General features: G+C 36.2%; 24 protein-coding genes. All 24 read right to left on the bottom strand.

Annotated features, from left to right (window positions below; all coding sequences use genetic code 11):
• Positions 1 to 3: 3 nt before the first annotated feature.
• Positions 4 to 669: a flagellar type III secretion system pore protein FliP gene (fliP, locus tag ABC228_RS04490; RefSeq protein ID WP_345823885.1), complete on the bottom strand. Its 666-nt coding sequence runs from the start codon at positions 667 to 669 to the stop codon at positions 4 to 6.
• Positions 662 to 1,360 carry a flagellar biosynthetic protein FliO gene (locus ABC228_RS04495; protein ID WP_345823886.1) on the bottom strand — a complete coding sequence of 233 codons (699 nt, stop codon included), beginning with the start codon at positions 1,358 to 1,360 and terminating at the stop codon, positions 662 to 664. Before ABC228_RS04495 ends, fliP begins: the two co-directional genes overlap by 8 nt.
• A 16-nt stretch (positions 1,361 to 1,376) precedes the next feature.
• A complete protein-coding gene (locus ABC228_RS04500; RefSeq protein WP_345823887.1) occupies positions 1,377 to 1,739 on the bottom strand; it encodes a response regulator in 363 nt (120 codons plus the stop codon).
• A 21-nt stretch (positions 1,740 to 1,760) separates the two neighbouring features.
• Positions 1,761 to 2,924 carry a flagellar motor switch phosphatase FliY gene (fliY, locus tag ABC228_RS04505; protein ID WP_345823888.1) on the bottom strand — a complete coding sequence of 388 codons (1,164 nt, stop codon included), beginning with the start codon at positions 2,922 to 2,924 and terminating at the stop codon, positions 1,761 to 1,763.
• Entirely contained in the window at positions 2,921 to 3,913 is a 993-nt protein-coding gene (gene fliM / locus ABC228_RS04510; RefSeq protein ID WP_345823889.1) for a flagellar motor switch protein FliM, read from the bottom strand. The genes fliY and fliM overlap by 4 nt, the downstream gene beginning before the upstream one ends.
• Before the next feature lie 32 nt (positions 3,914 to 3,945).
• A complete protein-coding gene (fliL, locus tag ABC228_RS04515; RefSeq protein ID WP_345823890.1) occupies positions 3,946 to 4,368 on the bottom strand; it encodes a flagellar basal body-associated protein FliL in 423 nt (140 codons plus the stop codon).
• Entirely contained in the window at positions 4,361 to 4,579 is a 219-nt protein-coding gene (locus ABC228_RS04520; RefSeq protein ID WP_345824160.1) for a flagellar FlbD family protein, read from the bottom strand. Before ABC228_RS04520 ends, fliL begins: the two co-directional genes overlap by 8 nt.
• Before the next feature lie 47 nt (positions 4,580 to 4,626).
• A complete protein-coding gene (flgG, locus tag ABC228_RS04525; RefSeq protein ID WP_345823891.1) occupies positions 4,627 to 5,571 on the bottom strand; it encodes a flagellar basal body rod protein FlgG in 945 nt (314 codons plus the stop codon).
• 76 nt (positions 5,572 to 5,647) lie between these two features.
• Positions 5,648 to 6,022: a TIGR02530 family flagellar biosynthesis protein gene (locus ABC228_RS04530; RefSeq protein ID WP_345823892.1), complete on the bottom strand. Its 375-nt coding sequence runs from the start codon at positions 6,020 to 6,022 to the stop codon at positions 5,648 to 5,650.
• Positions 6,023 to 6,054: 32 nt separating this feature from the next.
• Positions 6,055 to 6,555 carry a flagellar hook assembly protein FlgD gene (gene flgD / locus ABC228_RS04535; RefSeq protein ID WP_345823893.1) on the bottom strand — a complete coding sequence of 167 codons (501 nt, stop codon included), beginning with the start codon at positions 6,553 to 6,555 and terminating at the stop codon, positions 6,055 to 6,057.
• A gap of 9 nt (positions 6,556 to 6,564) precedes the next feature.
• On the bottom strand, positions 6,565 to 7,836 hold the full coding sequence (locus tag ABC228_RS04540; protein ID WP_345823894.1) for a flagellar hook-length control protein FliK: 1,272 nt from the start codon (positions 7,834 to 7,836) through the stop codon (positions 6,565 to 6,567).
• A 33-nt stretch (positions 7,837 to 7,869) separates the two neighbouring features.
• Complete coding sequence (locus tag ABC228_RS04545) at positions 7,870 to 8,457, bottom strand: MotE family protein (protein WP_345823895.1); 588 nt, start codon at positions 8,455 to 8,457, stop codon at positions 7,870 to 7,872.
• A gap of 9 nt (positions 8,458 to 8,466) precedes the next feature.
• Positions 8,467 to 8,910, bottom strand: coding sequence for a flagellar export protein FliJ (gene fliJ / locus ABC228_RS04550; protein WP_345823896.1), 444 nt, complete (start codon positions 8,908 to 8,910; stop codon positions 8,467 to 8,469).
• 2 nt (positions 8,911 to 8,912) lie between these two features.
• On the bottom strand, positions 8,913 to 10,232 hold the full coding sequence (gene fliI, locus ABC228_RS04555; protein ID WP_345823897.1) for a flagellar protein export ATPase FliI: 1,320 nt from the start codon (positions 10,230 to 10,232) through the stop codon (positions 8,913 to 8,915).
• Positions 10,229 to 10,969 (bottom strand): flagellar assembly protein FliH, encoded by a 741-nt coding sequence (gene fliH, locus ABC228_RS04560; protein ID WP_345823898.1) that lies wholly within the window; start codon positions 10,967 to 10,969, stop codon positions 10,229 to 10,231. The genes fliI and fliH overlap by 4 nt, the downstream gene beginning before the upstream one ends.
• On the bottom strand, positions 10,962 to 11,978 hold the full coding sequence (gene fliG, locus ABC228_RS04565) for a flagellar motor switch protein FliG (protein ID WP_345823899.1): 1,017 nt from the start codon (positions 11,976 to 11,978) through the stop codon (positions 10,962 to 10,964). The genes fliH and fliG overlap by 8 nt, the downstream gene beginning before the upstream one ends.
• A gap of 12 nt (positions 11,979 to 11,990) precedes the next feature.
• Positions 11,991 to 13,592, bottom strand: coding sequence for a flagellar basal-body MS-ring/collar protein FliF (gene fliF / locus ABC228_RS04570; protein WP_345823900.1), 1,602 nt, complete (start codon positions 13,590 to 13,592; stop codon positions 11,991 to 11,993).
• Positions 13,593 to 13,681: 89 nt separating this feature from the next.
• Positions 13,682 to 13,984, bottom strand: coding sequence for a flagellar hook-basal body complex protein FliE (fliE, locus tag ABC228_RS04575; RefSeq protein WP_345823901.1), 303 nt, complete (start codon positions 13,982 to 13,984; stop codon positions 13,682 to 13,684).
• A gap of 11 nt (positions 13,985 to 13,995) precedes the next feature.
• Positions 13,996 to 14,451 (bottom strand): flagellar basal body rod protein FlgC, encoded by a 456-nt coding sequence (gene flgC / locus ABC228_RS04580; RefSeq protein WP_345823902.1) that lies wholly within the window; start codon positions 14,449 to 14,451, stop codon positions 13,996 to 13,998.
• Positions 14,452 to 14,453: 2 nt separating this feature from the next.
• Entirely contained in the window at positions 14,454 to 14,849 is a 396-nt protein-coding gene (flgB, locus tag ABC228_RS04585) for a flagellar basal body rod protein FlgB (protein ID WP_345823903.1), read from the bottom strand.
• Between the two features lie 377 nt (positions 14,850 to 15,226).
• A complete protein-coding gene (gene codY, locus ABC228_RS04590) occupies positions 15,227 to 16,006 on the bottom strand; it encodes a GTP-sensing pleiotropic transcriptional regulator CodY (protein ID WP_345823904.1) in 780 nt (259 codons plus the stop codon).
• 30 nt (positions 16,007 to 16,036) lie between these two features.
• Entirely contained in the window at positions 16,037 to 17,428 is a 1,392-nt protein-coding gene (gene hslU / locus ABC228_RS04595) for an ATP-dependent protease ATPase subunit HslU (RefSeq protein WP_345823905.1), read from the bottom strand.
• An 18-nt stretch (positions 17,429 to 17,446) separates the two neighbouring features.
• Complete coding sequence (gene hslV / locus ABC228_RS04600; protein WP_345823906.1) at positions 17,447 to 17,992, bottom strand: ATP-dependent protease subunit HslV; 546 nt, start codon at positions 17,990 to 17,992, stop codon at positions 17,447 to 17,449.
• A 17-nt stretch (positions 17,993 to 18,009) separates the two neighbouring features.
• Entirely contained in the window at positions 18,010 to 18,912 is a 903-nt protein-coding gene (gene xerC / locus ABC228_RS04605) for a tyrosine recombinase XerC (RefSeq protein WP_345823907.1), read from the bottom strand.
• Between the last annotated feature and the right edge of the window lie 147 nt (positions 18,913 to 19,059).

The following is a 19,059-nucleotide window of genomic DNA, read 5'->3' on the forward strand; positions in this document are numbered from 1 at the left end:
ACATTAAAATCCGGCAAGTAAGGAATGTGTGATTAAATACCAACCGTCCACCATTACGAAGAGCAATATCTTGAATGGAAGTGAAATCATAACTGGTGGTAACATCATCATCCCCATAGACATTAATATACTTGCAACTGCCATATCAATGATTAAGAATGGAATAAAAATCATGAAGCCCATTTGAAATGCTGTTTTTAATTCACTGATTGCAAAAGCAGGTACTAATGCTGTTAATGGTACATCATTTATACTTTCGGGTGCCTCAATTTCTGCATAATTTAGAAATAACGCTAAATCTTTTTGCCTTGTATGGTTTGCCATAAAATTCTTAACTGGTTCACTTGCTCGGTCATAAGCTTCATCAAGCGTAATTTCTTCGTTGAACAAAGGTTGTAAACCTTGTTCGTACACTTCATTAAAAGTTGGAGCCATAATGAAAAATGTTAAAAATAACGCCAGTCCTATGAGCACTTGATTCGGCGGCATTTGCTGCGTAGCAAGCGATGTTCGAACAAATGATAATACGATGATAATTCTCGTAAAGCTTGTCATTAATATTAATATCCCCGGTGCAAGCGAGAAGACCGTAAGGAGTATAATTAGTTTTACAGATGTCGAAACGTTTGTAGGATCTGAACTAGAAAACATATCGATAAATTCATTCATGATTATCTTCCTTCTCGGTATGTCTATTCATTAGATTTTTTCTGTTTTGCTTTAATTTTTCTAGTTCGTTTGAAAAAAGTTGTTTAAAATCATGACCTGACTTCTTTGATTTCGTGGATGATTGTTCTCTATTTTGTCGGAATATATTTAGAATGTTTCCAGCCGTGAAGTTAGTTTGTTCTTCATTACTTTTAAGAATCTCTTCCTTCATTGCTTCATCTGTTATTTCCTCAAGCAACTGAACATTTTCTCCAACTCCGATCATGTAAAGCTTACTGCCCACTCTCACAATCTGAATTGATTTACTGGGACCTACAGCTATTCCACCTAGGTTTTCTAATGTCTTTACTTGATTAAACAACTTATTTCGTTTGTTTAGAAATTTTAACAACAAATAAATCAGAGCAAGTATTAAGAGTAAAGCAAAAACCATTCTGATTAAATCAAATGCTAATCCACCGTTATCTGATTCCGGTTCAACCTGAGGAGTATCCTCTTGATTAGGAATAGACACTTGGCCATCTTCATCTGAATTGGTATCAGGAGAATCAGATTTTTGTTCCTCTGATACGTCTGTGTTTTCATCCCACATGTCACTGACTTTATCTCCATCTGCATATACATCTGAAGGGGAACTTATTAGAAGTAAAAACAGACCAAGAAGTATCCCCAAACCAAATTTTTTACTCAAGTTACTCACTCGTTTCTTAATCCAATGCCTTTTGAATAGCTTCAATAACACGATCTGCTTGGAAAGGTTTTACGATAAAGTCTTTTGCACCGGCTTGAATTGCATCAATTACCATTGCTTGTTGTCCCATTGCAGAACACATAATTACTTTAGCACTTGGGTTAATTTCCTTAATTTTTTTCAAAGCAGTTAATCCATCCATTTCTGGCATTGTAATATCCATTGTTACTAAATCAGGCGTATGTTCTTTATATAGCTCCACTGCTTGAGCGCCATCTTGCGCTTCCCCAACTACATCAAACCCGTTTTTAGATAGGATATCCTTAATCATCATTCGCATAAATGCGGCGTCATCTACAATTAAGATTCGTTTGCTCATGTAAAATTCCTCCTAGTATGTTTATTTCAGCTTCATTAATCGGTCCGATTGACTGATAATATCAGTGACACGAACTCCAAAGTTTTCGTCGATTACAACTACTTCCCCTTGAGCAATTAATTTATTATTTACTAATATATCAACTGGTTCCCCAGCTAATTTGTCCAACTCAATAATAGAACCGGATGTTAGATCAAGAATGTCTTTCACTGTTCGTTTGGTACGGCCAAGTTCTACTGTCACCTTTAAAGGTATATCTAATAGCATATCTAAATTTCTTTGTTGACTAGTAGTAGGAGCTGATTGCTCAAAACTTGAAAATTCAGCTTGTTGAACATTTGAATTATTATTTACTGCTGGATTACCTAAGAATTGTGCTTCATTTCGACCACTCATGATACCCTCATTTACTTGAGCCATAGCTTGAGGTGCAGTATTTGCTGCTCCATACATTGTATTACTCTCAACCTGTTCAACAGCTACTGCTGATTCTGCTTGACTCACTTGATCTTCTTTTAGTAAATCTTCTACCAATTGCTTCGCAAATTTTACTGGCATTAATTGCATAATATTTGAATCAATTAATGTACCCACTTTCAACTGAAACGATACTTTTACAAAGACATCTTCCTGATCATTCGATTCGTCTGATACATCAGATTGTGAAATTGAGGGTGGCGATATATCAACACGTTTATCAAATACAGTTGACATGCTAGTTGCTGCAGCCCCCATCATTTGATTCATTGCTTCTTGTACCGCACTTAAATGGATTTCATTTAATTCCTCAAACGGACCCTCACCATTACCTCCAAGCATAACATCCGAAATAATTTGAGCATCCTCTGCCTTAATTACAAGAACATTACTACCAGAAAATCCTTCAACATATTTCACCTGAACACTTACATGTTCAAATTGAAACGAATCTTCTATTTGACTTCGATGAATTACTGAAACCGTAGGAGTTGTTATTTCAACCTTTTGGTTCAATAGCGTTGAAAGCGTAGTTGCAGAGCTTCCAAATGATATATTGCCTATTTCACCTAGCGCATCGATTTCGATATTGGTAAGATATTCGCTGCTGTCTACATTTTCGCTTGTCTCTGAATCTTCCTCATCTTCAGCACCCACATTAAGTAGTGCATCTATTTCATCTTGGGAAAGCATTCCATCATTCATCATTCTTCAACCCCTCCCTTTATTTCTTCCAACACCTGTACAGATAATTTATTTTTAAATTTACCAGGTTGTACGTGGAATTTAGGTTCATCATTTATTTTCAATATTAACGGCTGGTCAATTGATTGATTTAATGCAAATACATCTTTGGACTTCAAGTTCAACAATTGTTGCATACTAATCGTAGTTTCTCCAAGAATTGCTTTTGCATCAACGGAAACATTTTTAAGATTTTTGGAAAGCTTATCCACTGCTGCAGGATCAGGCTTTTTAGTCTCATTTTGCATCCAGTATTGAACGGAAAGCTTTGAAATAATTGGCTCTAAAACAATATGTGGTATACATATATTTATCATTCCACTAACTTCGCCAATTGCCGTATTCAACGATACGACCACAACCGTTTCATTTGGTGAAACCAATTGCAAAAATTGCGGATTAATTTCTAAATCTTCCAGAAGTGGTTCAGTCTCAATTAGGGATGACCATGCTTCTTTTAAACTAATTGTTGCCTTATCAAACAACTGTGTGATGAGAATGGTTTCAATCTCCGTTAGATTATCAATTTTATTAACAGAATCCCCTTTTCCACCTAGTAAGCGATCAAGCATCCCATAAGCAATATTAGGATTTACTTCCATAATAATTTTCCCATCCAGTGGTTCCACATTATAAAGATTTAATACAGTGACTTTAGGGATAGAACGTATAAATTCCTCATATGGTATTTGATCGACCGATGCAACGGTAATGTTGACATACGTTCTTAGTTGTGATGAAAATAAGGTTGTCAATAACCGTGCAAAATTCTCATGAATTCTACCGATACTTCGGATTTGATCCTTAGAAAATCGTAATGCACGCTTGAAATCATAAACACGGACCTTTTTCTCTTTTTCTTCTTTTTTCAGTTCTTCTGCGTCCATATCACCAGTTGTTAATGCTGATAGAAGGGCATCAATTTCATTTTGCGAAAGAACTTCCTCTGCCAAAGATACTCACCTCCATATCGGAGTATTGTTTTCTACTGTAATATTTTACTTATTGTATAGACATCTTCTATCTTGCCTTCAGACATTACCTCATTAAGTTGAACTTTTAGAACATCTTCTACATCTGTAAGGCCTGTTTTAAATGATTCTTCATCCATTTTTGCTAGTTCTTTGATTATGACATTGCGAACTTGAAACTCACGCTTTTCAATTTCTTCTTTCGCATGCTTACTATCTGTCACAATTTGAAATTGGATACGTACAAAACTTCCATCACTAAGGTCAGTCGTTACTTCAGGAGTTTGATAAGAGTACTCAACGATTTCATCAATCGATTTTTCTTCTTCAGCATGATCTTTTTTATCTAATACATTTAGAAAAATGATTGCTGCTGCTGCACCAATTACAATGATAATTACTAACGAGATAAGCATGGTTTTTACTAATTTACTCACTTGTCTTTCCCACCTCACTTAGCGATTGAATAATTCCAATTCGTTGATAATAAGAAGTAATAAGTTCAACTACTGTTTCCTCAGTCTCTTTCACAACAAATTTTTTGCCATTTATTAATGTAATTGTTGTATCTGGAAAGGATTGAATCTGCTCAATCATGAACGCATTTAATGTGAATTGCTCACCATTTAATCGTTTAAGTTTTATCATGTTATTGGAAGAAGTGTCCGAATAACCGGACACTTCCTACCTCCTTATTATCGTTTTAAATTAACGAGTTCTTGTAGGATTTCATCAGAAGTAGTAATAATTCTAGTATTCGCCTGGAAACCACGTTGTGCAGTAATCATTTCTGTAAATTCTTCAGAAAGATCGACGTTAGACATTTCAAGTGAACCAGATACAATAGAAGCTGCACCATTTGATTCTGGTAGGACATAATCAATAAAACCAGCGTTATCACTGTTTAGGAATAAATTACTTCCCGCTTTTTGAAGACCTGCAGGGTTAGAGAAATTAGCAACTGCTATTCTTCCAGCCACTTGTGTAGCACCATTTTCATCTACAAAGTTAACCGTCCCATTTGTTTGTACACTGAAGCTTTGAGCATTAGCTGGTATATTAATTGGTCCAAAAACTCGAGCATAATCCGCTGGTGGAGTTGCAAGCGGGGTTTCAGTGTTAAAGTTATAGAAATTACCTTCTTCATCAACTGAATATTGTGTACCCGCAGGATCCTCAACGATCATGTTTCCAAAATCATCTGTTTGAAAACCTGCTAAATATAAACCTTGAGGATTAACAATATTACCTTGCTCATCTAGATAAAAATTACCTGCACGTGTATAAGAAATATTTGAATCTTCAAAAACTGGTTGTAAGTCACTTGCAACTACAAACATTCCATCACCTTCTAAAGCGAAATCTAAAGGACTGTTTGTCGTTTGACGAAAGCCTTGGGTGTGAATATTATCTATTGAACCTAGTTGAGAACCTAGCCCAACCTGTGCAGGGTTAACCCCACCTCGTGTAGCTGTTGGACCTTGTGCGCCAGAAGTCATTTGACTCATCATATCTTCAAAAGTCACTCGACCTTTTTTAAAACCTGTTGTATTTACGTTAGCGATGTTATTACCAATTACATCTAATTTCGTTTGAAAATTTTTCATTCCTGAAATTCCAGCATACATTGAACGTAGCATTTTTTTCTCCCCTTTAATTGGTTTTATAAGCTGTATCAATCAGTCAACAGCTATTGGCTTCCCATTAGGGTCCAGCCTATTCGTTAATTAAGATTGTTCCGTTAATATTCGTAAAAATTCTATTAGATGCTTCTTCTAAGTTCATGGCCGTCACGACAGTATGGTTTTCGGCACTTACGAGTAGAGCAGCATTATTCATAACAACTAGCGAATCTTTGATTCCTTTTTGCTTTGCCTCTGAAACTTTATCGTTTATTAACTGCCATTGCTTATCATTTAATTGAATATTTCTTTCCATTAATCTCTCATTCGCATGCTTGCTAACCTTTAGTTCCTGCTGTTCATTTAGAACCGCCTTAAAATCTAGCTTTGTTTCAATGGATTTTGGTTTTTTGGTAACAGGAAACTGCAAAGCATGTTGGCTAGGTACTTGATGGATTCTGTGATCCATACCTTTCACTTCCTTTACTTTAAAACCCTTGTTTATGCTTGAGATTTATCTTCTTCTGAAGTGTCTTCTTCTGGTGTTTCAACTTCGGAAGCATCATCATTTGTTGCTTTTACTTCCAAGATATCATCCGCATATACCTTTTCACCATTCTCCAACTCTAGCACTGCATAACCTTGATATTGACTAACTGCAACAACTTCACTAGTTTTCACATCAAGCTTTTCGCCAGTTTCTTTATCAAAAGATTGATAAGAGACTTCCTTTCCAATCATGTGACTATACTGAACTACTGGAGATACTTGCTGATTCATAACAAGCGAACTGATTGCATTGGACATATTCATCATTTGTTCTAATGATGAAAATTGTGCCATCTGTGAAATGAATTCACGGTCTTCCATTGGATTTGTTGGATCCTGGTTTTGAAGCTGGGTCATTAAGATTTTTAAAAATTCTTCCTTACCTAGATCATTACTTGGAGTTCTTGTTGTTGATTGATTTTTTAAATATAATGTGGGATCAATCGTTGCCAATTATCTCACCTACACTTTCTCGTTAAGAATTAAGTCGTTTAAATGTGCTTCAAAGTCCTCTTCATTTCGATTACCTTCCTGTTGGTTCGATTGTTCTGACTGACTTTGATTGTGCTCATTAAAAAGTTGCTCATCATTCTGTTTTGATTGTGACTGTGCTTGTCCAGCAGCTACATCTTGTCTTTCAATCACTACTTGTTGTGGTGAGAACATATGCTTTAGTTGATTAATATTCGACTCTAGCATTTCTTTAGCAGCTTGTGTTGTTACAACGATATTAACTGTCATTTCTCCATTAATTTGTGTCAAACGTACCATCATCTCACCAAGATTTTGTGGTCTAAGTGCAATAGATAATTGATTTAACCCATTAGGCATGGATAAAAACTTACTCGACTTCATAACTTGTTGGAATTGGTCCATCACCTGTTGTTCAACAGATTGATTTGTCTGGTTTTGATTCACGTAAATAACATATTGCTCTAGCTTCGGCATCACCGTATTTGGATTAAAGGAAGCATTCTGTACAGGAGAAGCTTTATCAGCCATTTGCTGATTATGTAAAGCATTCTCAATCCACTTTGCAACATCCTTTACTGTGACCTGTGAATCCGTATTATACTGTTGTTTAGACGTCATTTTTGTTCGGTTTTGATAAGCTACTAAAATCTCTTTTAACGCCGGGTTTACTTCAACATCTTTAGAGGTATTTACCAAGTTAGTTGTTGTTCCCGATGCCGCTACCTTTGATTCTAGTTCAGACCATTTTTGTAAGAGCTCTAAGATTTTTGGCGCGACTTTTTTGCTATCCTGTTGATTACTAACCTCAGAAAGTAAGTTTTCTATTTTGGAAAGAATTTCTGTCAGTTGCTGTTGAAGTGCTATCAGTTCAGCAGGATCTGTCTGTACATTTAACTCAGCAAGTAAATTTAAGGATTGCAGAAGTGAATCAGCTGAAACAGTCATTTCTTCAGCCGAAGCTTTGCTAATCAATTGCTCTAACAATCTAGAATCTTCTGTTCCTTCATTTCCTTTGGATAGAATAGCAGATAAGTTGGAACTCGAAATATTCATCATCTCTAACAAGTTCTGGATACTACTCGGTAACTCTCCTGATGTCGGATGACCTTTCACAGGTGCTTTTCCTGACAGTATGTCACCTTCCTTTAATAAGGATGGAAAAGAAAGTGTACCTTCACTAGATTTTCCGTTGTTCTTCATGATTGGATTTCGACCTTCCACTGTTGGACCAGTTTGTAAAAACATTCCGATTGTACTCATGTGTTCACCTCCTTCCAAGTTGACTACGGATTATTAATTTTGTAGGAATTGCTCCGTAAGTGTTGCTGCTCTGTCTGGTGTCATGCTTTCCATTATAAGCCCGCGATCTTCATTAGACATTTCACTTAAAATAGCGATAGCAACGTCATCCTCAAGCTCTTGAAGGATTAGAGCAGCCTGCTCACTTTTCATTTCAGAAAATGAACTTGAAATTTGCTTTACTGTTTCTTGTGTTTCATCGGTGGTATCCTCTACGTTACTAGATGCATTTAGATCTCTTTCTAGTTTTACGATTTCTTGCTCTAATTGTTCAATCGTACTTTCTAGATTTGTATTATCAGCGGTTAATTGTTCAATCTCCGCATCTTTTGCATCCAGTCTACCTTGGATATCTTCCTCTTTTTGAGTCTCTCTTGCTTCTTCATCAGTCGTAATAATCGATGAAAGGACCGGAATGTTATTTCCTGTATTCTTTGCCCAATCCACAACATTAACCCCGGCCACAGCAAACACTATAACTGTCAGCGTAATTGCAATTATAATTGGAATTACAATTGCAAACAGGAACCATAGAAACGGGTTCATTTTTTCTTTTTCTTCTAGTACTTTTTCCTTTGCCATCGCATTCACCTATTTTTTGTGACTAAGATATTGTTGAATGGATATTTCATCCATCAGCGAATCCTCTGCTCTCTTTCGCGCATCCGATTCTTCGTTAATTCGAAATTCGATTATTTTCTCAAATTTCTTTGTTTCCACATGTGCATTGGAAAGTTTAACTTGCTTAGACTCCATAGTTGTTCTCGCCTGCTGTACCTGGCCCTGTAGTTCTAGAATCTTTTTGTTTAAAGTCTCGATATACATTAATTGATCTTGAATGTAATCAAGATGCATACTTTCCTTTAGCGCTTCATCATATGCTTCTTCAGCCATCTCTTTTCTTTTAAGAATATTGAAGAGCTTTGTTGCAACTTGTTCAAATGAATCAACGGATTGATGATATGCTAATTGAGCATCTTTTTTCTCTTGCTCTCGTATGTCCAATATTTTCGATAAGGCGATTGTTCCTGCCACTATCAACTACCTCCATTTAGCAACGCTTTAAACTTTTCTAACGTCTCTTCAAAAGATAGACTTTCAAACACATCCTGTTTAAGGAAATTCATTATCTTAGGGTAATAAAGAATTGCTTTATCAATTTCTTGATCGGTACCTCGCTTATAAGCCCCGATTTGTATTAACTCTTTATTGTCTTCGAATTTTGCTAATAACGCCCTCGCTGTTTGAGCTAATTCTCGATGTTCCTTCCCAGCAATATTATTCATAACCCTGCTGATTGATTTAAGCACGTTAAGTGCAGGGTATTGTCCTTGCTCAGCTAACTTTCTATCCATAACAAAGTGACCATCTAAAATCCCTCGCACCGTATCTGCAATTGGTTCATTCATATCGTCTCCATCTACTAGGACTGTATAGAAAGCTGTTATTGCACCATTTTTATTGGTACCAGTTCGCTCTAGCAATTTTGGTAATATTGAAAAAACAGAAGGCGTATATCCTTTTGTTGTAGGAGGTTCACCGGTAGCTAGTCCGACCTCTCTTTGAGCCATTGCTACACGAGTAACAGAGTCCATCATGAGATTCACTTGGTAACCCAAATCACGAAAGTATTCACTAATCGCAGTAGCTGTATAAGCACCCTTTATTCTCATAAGAGCAGGTTGGTCGGAAGTTGCTACGACAACGATTGACTTTTTCAATCCTTCAGGTCCGAGATCCTTTTCAATAAACTCTCGAACTTCTCGACCACGCTCTCCTATTAATGCAATAACATTAATGTCAGCGGTACTATTTCTAGCAATCATTCCTAGCAAAGTACTTTTTCCAACCCCACTACCTGCGAACAAACCAATTCGTTGGCCTCTTCCAACTGTAAGCATGGTATCAATTGCCTTGACCCCGACTTGAATATGTTCAGAAATAGTTGGTCTTGACATAGGATTTGGAGGCGACTGTTCCGTTAAATAACTAGACAGCCCGTTTGGAAGTGCAGATTCATCTAACGGTTTCCCTAATGAATCAATTACATTACCAATTAATCCTCTTCCAATTTTCACGGTCAGCGGTTTTCCAGTTGACTCTACAAGACAACCTGGTCCGATTTCTGTCACCTCGTTATAAGGCATCAATATGATATTCTCATCATGAAACCCAACAACCTCTGCTAAAACAGGTTTCTTATTCAGGTTAATAGTTGGATGAATGTAACAAACCTCGCCAATGTTTACAGCGGGCCCGATTGATTCAATCATAATGCCTACAACTCGCTGAACCTTACCAAAGCGTTTGTACAAATCTGCTTCTTCAATTGCATTTAGGTAGTTAGATACATTCATTCTCTATTCTCCATTACAATTTCATGCAAAACTTGTTGTATTTGACTTAACTGAGTATCGACACTAGCATCTACTTTGCCAAATGGATGTTCTATTACACAACTTCCTTGCTCCAAGCTTTCATTTACATATATAGATAATTCTGTTTTCTTATCAAGAATTCGTTCTAACTCACTTTTTTGAGCCAATACAAATGCATAATTCTTAGGTGATAGATAGATAGATAGAACTCGTTGGTCCTTAATATCATTTATTGCTTCTTTTACTATTGGTAGAAACGATTCTGGATCCTCGGCTAGTTTTTTCTTAATGATTTTTTCTGCAACTTGAATGGCAAGGTTTAAAATCGTTTCTTCATTTTTTTCTACCGTTGCTTCATAGTCTTTTCTTGCAGAAATCGTGATTGAATTGGCTTCTTCAATCAAATGTTGATACTGAGAAATGCTATCTTCTTTTCCTTGATTAAAGCCTTCCTCATACCCTTGTTCCTTAGCTTGCTCAGCCAATTCAAGTTTTTCTTGCTCCCAGTCATCTCTTAGCTTCTGTATTTGATTTTCTGTTTGAGAGTGCAATAATTTTTTTTGCTCTTCAAGCTTGAATAACTCTTCTTTTGCTTCATTTAATTTTGAAAGTTGTGATTGAATAGTATCCTCATAGCTATTCTCATCTTCATCAATTTGTCTTTGGATTTGTCTGATTTGGATAATTCGTTTCACTTCAGCACTGGAATTAGACAATGATATCGTCTCCTCCACCACGAGCAATTACGATTTCACCGATATCTTCAAGTCTTCTAATAATTGCCACGATACGAGTTTGTGCTTCTTCAACGTCACGTAAGCGGACAGGCCCCATGTATTCCATTTCTTCTTTAAAGGTTTCTGCCATACGCTGTGACATGTTTTTAAAGACAATATCTTTCACTTCATCACTAGCAACCTTAAGAGCAAGACGTAGGTCATCGTTTTCAACTTCACGAATAATTCGCTGAATTGCACGGTTATCAAGAATAACAATATCCTCAAATACAAACATTCGTTTTTTGATTTCGTCTGCTAATTCAGGATCCTGTATTTCTAAAGCATCTAAGATAGTTCTTTCTGTACTTCGGTCAACTCCATTTAATACCTCTACAACTGTTTGAATGCCACCAGTTTGCGTGTAATCTTCTGTATAGGAAGATGATATATTACGTTCTAGAACTTCCTCGACTTGACTGATAATTTCAGGAGAAGTAGAATCCATTGTTGCAATACGTTTTGCAATCTCAGCTTGCATTTCCTGAGGTAAGGCAGATAATATCTGCCCAGCTTGTTCAGGATCAAGATACGATAATACAAGCGCGATTGTTTGCGGATGCTCATTTTGGATATAATTTAGAACCTGTTGCGGATCTGCTTTTCGCGCAAAATCAAACGGTCTCACTTGTAAAGAAGATGTCAATCGATTAATAATATTACTTGCTTCCGATTCTCCAAAGGCTTTTTCAAGTACAGTTTTTGCGTATCCAATACCACCTTGAGAAATGTAATCCTGAGCAAGTGCTATTTGATGAAATTGTTCAAGAACCTGCTCTTTCATACCGCCATCTACTTTTTGAACAGATGATATTTCAAGACTTAACTTCTCTATCTCTTCCTCTGTAAGATGCTTGTAGACCTGCGCTGAAACATCTGGACCTAGGGAGATTAAGAGAATAGCAGCTTTTTGTTTACCCGATAATTCTGTTTGCTGTTGTCTTGCCATACGTAAACCCTCCTATTCTTCTCCTATCCAGCCTCTTAATAATTTTGCAAAGTCTTCTGGTTTTTCTTGCGCCATCTTTTCTAACTGTTTTTTGCGTTGTATGGATTCCGTTTCTTCAGTTGAGTCAAGGTCTGGTAATTTATCAATTGGCTCACTTGTAACAGCACTGTCCTCATACGTTGTTGCTGATTTCGGTTTTCTCGCTATTAAAAGAATTATTAATACGATAATAATTAATAGAAGCGCACCACCAACAATATACATCCATAAAGGAATCTTAAATCCTGGATCCTCTTGAAGGATAGAACTGCCACTGAACTCTTGAAATACAATAGATGTTTTTTCTTCAGGTGCAATCTCACCATATGCCCCATCGACAGATGTTGTAATGATAGAATTTAGAATCGATGTTATTCCTTCTTGGACAACACCCATATCCTGTTCGGATAGATATTCTACCTCATCACCATCGCGGCTTTTCACACTATCTACTGCTACTTGAATCCCTAAGTCACGAATTTTATATGGGCTTTCGGCAATTTCTTTATGAATACGGTTGAACTCATTGTTTATCGTTTCTTTAATATACTCATATTCCCCATCGCCAGCTTCATCCGCGCCTTGATAATTCGTAATGTCTTCCTCACCTGTACCAACTACACCACCAGCTTGAGCACCATCACCCGTATAGGTTTCTGTAATCGTCTCAATACTAACTGGTAATCCTTCCATGCTTTCAGGATCTGCTGGTTCAACAATCTCTTCTACTCGATTTTCTTGTGTAAAGTCGATATCTGAAGTCACAGATACGATGACATTATCCAAGCCTACCATTGTTCCTAGCATTTGTTGAACTCTTCGTTGAATATCACGTTCAATATCTTTTTTGACTGTTTGTTGATAGGTGTAGGCATCTTGATAGCCAGCGGCTGTGTTTTGTGTGTTCTGATCGAAATATTCAAAGTATTGATTCATGATGGAGATGTTCTCCGGATTTAGATTAGGAACTGCCTTTGACACAAGTTGGTATAAAGCATTTACTTGATTACCTTCAAATTGATATCCAGGTGCCGTTTCTAAAACAATTGATGCACTTGCTGGTTTTGTCGTCTCACTAACAAAAACTGGATCATCTGGCATATTAATCATGACTTGTGCATCATTAATTCCATCAATACCCTTAATCAGATTTGCTAATTCAGTTTGCATTGCATCTAGTTTCATGATGTTGAATTCATTATCTGTTATTCCCCAAGAAGAATTTTCACTAAAAAATGAGTAATCAATATTACCACTGTTTGGAATTCCTTGACCTGCCAGATCAACGAGTAAAGCATCAGCTTGCTCTTTCGGAACTAAAATTGTTGTTCCGTTGCCCTGGAGTTCATAAGGGACGCCTCTAGCGTCTAACTCGCTTTTTATTTGTCCAACTTCCTGTAGGGATAAGTTATTATACAATGGAACGTAATTCGATCTCGTCGCAAATAATGAAATAGCTGCTATTAACACAATAACCGCAACGATCGAGCCTATTAATAATCCCTTTTGACTTTTCGACCGCTTTGACCAAAAAGTTTTTGCCTTATCATTAAATTTCATTATTTTTTCGTTCATGTACTCCCCCGCCAAATTTCAAAACAATAATATTTTGAAAATCTATTAAAGCTTTGTAAAAGTTACCGATAAATATAATAGAATAGCTACTATACTTGCATTCTCATCATTTCTTTATAAGCATCAATGACTTTACTTTGAATTTCTACCGTTGCCTGTAATGTGATGCTCGCTTTTTGCGCAGTAATCATGACATCATGCAAATCATCAATCTCTCCTTTTGCAAGTGCCTCTGTTTTTTGATCTGAAACATTCTGTAATTCATTCACATTATTTATTGCGTTTTTTAATGCATTTGCAAAATTAGACTGTGCCTGACCAGGTGTAATAACTTTATCTTTAGCTGTTACACCGATCACATTATTATTTAACCCACTAATAGGTATACTCATCACTATTCTCCTTATTTACCAATTTCTAATGCCTTCATTAGCATACTTTTGCTTGCATTAAGTGCAGTAATATTAGCCTCATAGGATCTTGTAGCACTCATTAAATCCACCATTTCTTTTAATGGATCAACATTAGGCAATTGTACATAGCCAGCTTCATTAGCATCAGGATGTGTTGGATCATAGGACAGTTTAAAAGGTTCTTCATCTTCGACTATACCTGTAACCTTGACACCTGTTGCTGGATTAGATGAAGAATTAGTTGCCTTATTTAAGAATGATTTAAAGCTGTTGTCTGATGGTGCAACTTCAACCATTTTTCTACGGTAAGGCTCAAACTCACCATTTTCATTCACTGTTGCTCTTGTTGTATTTGCATTCGCGATATTTGAAGAGATAACGTCCATACGCAATCGTTGTGCAGTAAGTGCACTTGAGCTAGCGTTCAATGCATTAAATATTGACATCGTTATCTACCTCCCTTAATAACAGTCTGTAAACTATTAAACTTACCATTCAATCTTTCCACTAAACTTTGGTAATAGATTTGATTTTGTGCTAATTCTGACATTTCCTTATCAATATCGACATTATTCCCATTATGATTATAGGTTGTATCGTTTCTCGTAACTACTTGATAAGCTGATTGGACATCATTTTCAAAAGGTAAGTGTCTGGAGTTAGTTCGCTTAGCCGTAATTGAACTTGTTAACTCTTTATTTAGAATATCTTTAAAGACTACATCTTTCGCTTTATAATCTGGTGTTTCGGCATTTGCAATATTTGAAGATATTGTTTGATTTTTCACAGATGCATAGTTAAGTGATTGCTGTAATGTGTTAATCGTTCCACCAAATAAATCCATACAAAAACCTCCTTTTACAGTTTGATTAAGAAATAATATAACGGACATAAAAAATAAATAGTATACGAATATTGTAATTTATATCAGGTATAAAGTCTATCAAAATTCGACATTTTTCATTGTGGATTTTCAAAATAGTAGCTAAATACTAGGTAAAATTAACTATATTGGCGTTAATTTAATCGACTTCTAGAACCTTTTAGAGTATACCACAAAAAACCATTGTAGATATATGTAAAATTTCAGGTAAATAGTCTTCTTATAACTAGTTCAAAAGAACTAGTTATTGCGCACAAAAAAAACTTGACATGTCGTATGCCAAGTTTATACAAAAAAAAGAATTCATATCACAAGTGTATGAATTCTTTTTTAACATATTATCTTGAACGTAATTTTTCTAATTCTACTAAGAACTTATCATTTAGTACTTTAATATATGTACCTTTCATTCCTAGTGAACGGGATTCGATAACGCCAGCACTTTCAAGTTTTCTAAGGGCATTTACAATAACAGAACGAGTGATGCCTACGCGATCTGCAATTTTACTTGCTACCAATAAGCCCTCATGACCATTAAGTTCCTCAAAAATGTGATCAATAGCTTCTAACTCACTATAAGAAAGTGAACTTATCGCCATTTGAACTACCGCTTTACTTCTTGCTTCCATTTCAATTTCTTCTGTTTTTTGGTGAAGAATTTCCATACCAACTACGGTTGAACCATATTCCGCAAGAAGTAAGTCATCATCATTGAAGCTTTCTGTTAATCTACCGATAATTAATGTTCCTAGTCGTTCTCCACCACCAATAATTGGTACGATAGTTGTTAAGCCATTTTTGAATAGCTCACGGTTTTCAACTGGGAATACTGTATATTGGCTATTTACGTCTAAATTAGCAGTTGTTTCGTGAATATGGAATAGACCTTCTGTATATTCTTCAGGGAATTGTCTTTCTTCTAGCATAGATTTCATACGCTCATTTTCTATTTCTTGATTAATAGCATATCCTAATAGTTTTCCTCTTCTGCTTAGAATAAACACATTACCTTTAATAACGTCCGTTAATGATGCAGCCATGTCGTTGAAGTTTACTGATTTACCTGTTGCTTTTTGCAACATTGAGTTAATTTTTCTTGCGCGATTTAATAGTTCCATTTGATTGTTAATCCTCCATTTAAATTATTTTTACAGTATAAATTGGCTTAAGTCTTTATTTTTAACAATAGTGCTAAGCTTTTGGTCGACATATTCCGGAGTAATTTCAATTGTCTCCATCATAACGTCAGGAGCTTCAAAGGATAGATCCTCTAATAATTTTTCTAGTATTGTATGAAGTCTTCTTGCACCAATGTTATCTGTGTCTTGGTTTACTTGATAAGCGATCTCCGCAATTCTATTTACAGCTTTCTCTGTAAAGAAAACATTTATACCTTCCGTTTTCAGCAGGGCTTGGTACTGTTTCAATAGGGCATTCGAAGGTTCATCTAAGATGCGAACAAAGTCTTCTACTGATAATTTTTCCAATTCTACACGAATTGGAAATCTCCCTTGTAATTCCGGTATTAAATCAGATGGCTTTGCCATGTGGAAAGCACCAGCAGCAATAAATAACATATGATCTGTTTTAACAGGACCATGCTTCGTGACAACAGTTGAACCTTCTACAATAGGCAGAATATCTCGCTGCACACCCTCACGTGATACATTGGGTGAATTATCTTGTTTTCCAGCTACTTTATCAATTTCATCAATAAAAATAATGCCAGACTGTTCTGCACGATTAACTGCCTCTTGAGAGACTTCTTCCATATCAATCAATTTCTGAGCTTCTTGTTGTGTTAGTACCTTTCTTGCCTCAGAAACCGGAAGCTTCCGTTTTTTCTTTTTCTTTGGCATGAACTGACCTAAAGCATCCTGCATATTCATACCCATTTGTTCCATACCCGAACCCTGTAATAAATCAAACATGGAAGGCGGGATTTCTTCAATTTCAATTGTCACAATATTATCTTCCAGTTCTCCCAAATCTAGCTGATGTGCAACTCTATTTCTTTTGTTTTTTATTTCATCATCTTTATCGTGACTATCATCAGCATCCTCTTGATTACCACCGGAAAATAGCATTTCAAAAGGATTCGTAATGTTTGATTGTTTTTTAACCTGTGGAACTAATAGCTTAACTAATTTTTTATTCGCTTCTTCCTTCGCCTTTGTCATTACTTGGTTCATTTTTTCCTCTTTAACCATTCGCAAGGACATTTCAACTAAATCACGAACCATTGATTCCACATCTCTGCCGACATACCCAACTTCGGTAAACTTGGTAGCCTCCACTTTTACAAATGGTGCACCTACTAACTTGGCAAGTCGCCTTGCGATTTCAGTTTTCCCTACTCCAGTAGGACCAATCATTAAGATATTTTTGGGTACTATTTCATCTTTAATTTTTTCATCAAGCAATGTTCGTCGATATCGATTTCTTAGTGCTACAGCAACTGATTTCTTTGCGCTTTGTTGGCCTATAATATACTGATCTAGCTGATCAACGATTTGTCTTGGAGTATAATTAATCCCCATATATTCTTGGCCTCCTCATTAATCAAGTACTTCCAGCGTAATTTGATCGTTCGTAAACACACAAATTTCTCCAGCTATTTTCATTGCAGCTAGTGCAATGTCTTTGGCTGATAAATCTTCGGAATAATTCACCAATGCTCTACCAGCACTAAGTGCATAGTTACCCCCAGAACCAATTGCTAAAATCCCATCGTCGGGTTCAATCACTTCACCTGTACCTGATACGAGCAGCATGCTTTCCTTATTCATAACAATTAACATTGCTTCTAATTTACGCAGAACTCTATCACTGCGCCATTCTTGTGCCAATTCAACTGCAGCTCTCGTTAAATTCCCACCAAATGCCTCAAGCTTTCCCTCGAATTTCTCAAATAGAGTAAAGGCATCTGCAACAGAACCCGCAAAACCTGCTAATACTTGGCCATTGTATAACTTTCGTACCTTTTTGGCTTTATGTTTCATGACAACAGAATTCCCAAGCGTTACTTGACCATCACCACTCATCGCGCATTGCCCTTTATGATGTACCGCAAATATTGTGGTTGCATGTATTTCAAGCGCCAATAAAATCACCTCATCTGTTAATCCCGACTTTTAGCTCTCGGATGACTATTTAAATAAATGTTACGTAAATGATCCTTTGTGACATGCGTATATATTTGTGTTGAGGATAGGTTCTCATGCCCCAATAACTCCTGAACTGTCCGCAAATCTGCACCTTCATTTAACATATGCGTCGCAAAAGTATGCCTAAGTTTATGTGGGTGTACGTTTACAGTTAGAGCAGCTTTTTCCATCATTGTTTTAAGAATTGTACGAATGCCCCTCGTTGTTAAGGGGTTACCTCTCGAATTCAGAAAGATAACATCTGTATGTATACCTGTTTTTTCTAATAGTTGATCTCTACCATCATGTATGTATGTTTTGAGGGACTTTTCCGCAAAGCTACCGAAAGGAACATACCTTTCTTTATTTCCTTTACCTCTGACTAACATTGTCCCGATGGTGAAGTCAACATCCCTTAGTTTAAGGTTTTGACATTCACTCACACGCATTCCTGTACCATACAATGTTTCTAATAACGCTTGATTTCGCTGTCCTAATGGGTCATTTACATTATTTACTTCAAATAATTTCTCCAATTCTTCCATATAAAGAAACCCTGGTATTGGCTTTGGCGATTTTGGCAATGTTACTAGCATAAAAGGATTTGTTTCGACAAGCTTTTCTCGTTCCAAAAACCTAAAAAAAGTTCGCAAACTTGAAATTTTTCTAGAAACAGACCTTCTGGATAGTTGGTGATCGTAAAGTGTTGTCAAAAACAGTCGAACACATTGTTGATCAACATCCCCAAGGCTTTGAATCCCTTCTTGATGTAAGAAAGAAAAAAATTCCTTTAAGTCTTGTTGGTAATATTCTACTGTATATGGTGACGCATTTTTTTCAATTTGTAGGTATTCTATAAACGCCTTGTGATCGTTCATGAAACTTTCCAACTTCTCACCTCTTGCTTGAACAGCGATTAAAATATATCACACATAGGATATTGAATGCAATAAACTTAACAAAATTGTAACAAAATTCAGAATTGAGTGCAATACTTTCGAATATTATCCCTAATTTGTAAAGCT

Origin of the sequence: Ornithinibacillus xuwenensis (assembly GCF_039614845.1) — a bacterium.
GTDB classification, from domain to species: Bacteria; Bacillota; Bacilli; order Bacillales; family Amphibacillaceae; genus Ornithinibacillus; species Ornithinibacillus xuwenensis.

Coding starts and splice junctions, on each gene's coding strand:
- fliP (WP_345823885.1), bottom strand. CDS start 669: ATGAATGAATTTATCGATATGTTTTCTAGTTCAGATCCTACAAACGTT.
- ABC228_RS04500 (WP_345823887.1), bottom strand. CDS start 1,739: ATGAGCAAACGAATCTTAATTGTAGATGACGCCGCATTTATGCGAATG.
- fliY (WP_345823888.1), bottom strand. CDS start 2,924: ATGATGAATGATGGAATGCTTTCCCAAGATGAAATAGATGCACTACTT.
- ABC228_RS04520 (WP_345824160.1), bottom strand. CDS start 4,579: ATGATAAAACTTAAACGATTAAATGGTGAGCAATTCACATTAAATGCG.
- flgG (WP_345823891.1), bottom strand. CDS start 5,571: ATGCTACGTTCAATGTATGCTGGAATTTCAGGAATGAAAAATTTTCAA.
- ABC228_RS04530 (WP_345823892.1), bottom strand. CDS start 6,022: ATGGATCACAGAATCCATCAAGTACCTAGCCAACATGCTTTGCAGTTT.
- ABC228_RS04540 (WP_345823894.1), bottom strand. CDS start 7,836: ATGAGTACAATCGGAATGTTTTTACAAACTGGTCCAACAGTGGAAGGT.
- ABC228_RS04545 (WP_345823895.1), bottom strand. CDS start 8,457: ATGGCAAAGGAAAAAGTACTAGAAGAAAAAGAAAAAATGAACCCGTTT.
- fliI (WP_345823897.1), bottom strand. CDS start 10,232: ATGAATGTATCTAACTACCTAAATGCAATTGAAGAAGCAGATTTGTAC.
- fliG (WP_345823899.1), bottom strand. CDS start 11,978: ATGGCAAGACAACAGCAAACAGAATTATCGGGTAAACAAAAAGCTGCT.
- fliF (WP_345823900.1), bottom strand. CDS start 13,592: ATGAACGAAAAAATAATGAAATTTAATGATAAGGCAAAAACTTTTTGG.
- fliE (WP_345823901.1), bottom strand. CDS start 13,984: ATGAGTATACCTATTAGTGGGTTAAATAATAATGTGATCGGTGTAACA.
- flgC (WP_345823902.1), bottom strand. CDS start 14,451: ATGTCAATATTTAATGCATTGAACGCTAGCTCAAGTGCACTTACTGCA.
- flgB (WP_345823903.1), bottom strand. CDS start 14,849: ATGGATTTATTTGGTGGAACGATTAACACATTACAGCAATCACTTAAC.
- codY (WP_345823904.1), bottom strand. CDS start 16,006: ATGGAACTATTAAATCGCGCAAGAAAAATTAACTCAATGTTGCAAAAA.
- hslU (WP_345823905.1), bottom strand. CDS start 17,428: ATGGGGATTAATTATACTCCAAGACAAATCGTTGATCAGCTAGATCAG.
- xerC (WP_345823907.1), bottom strand. CDS start 18,912: ATGAACGATCACAAGGCGTTTATAGAATACCTACAAATTGAAAAAAAT.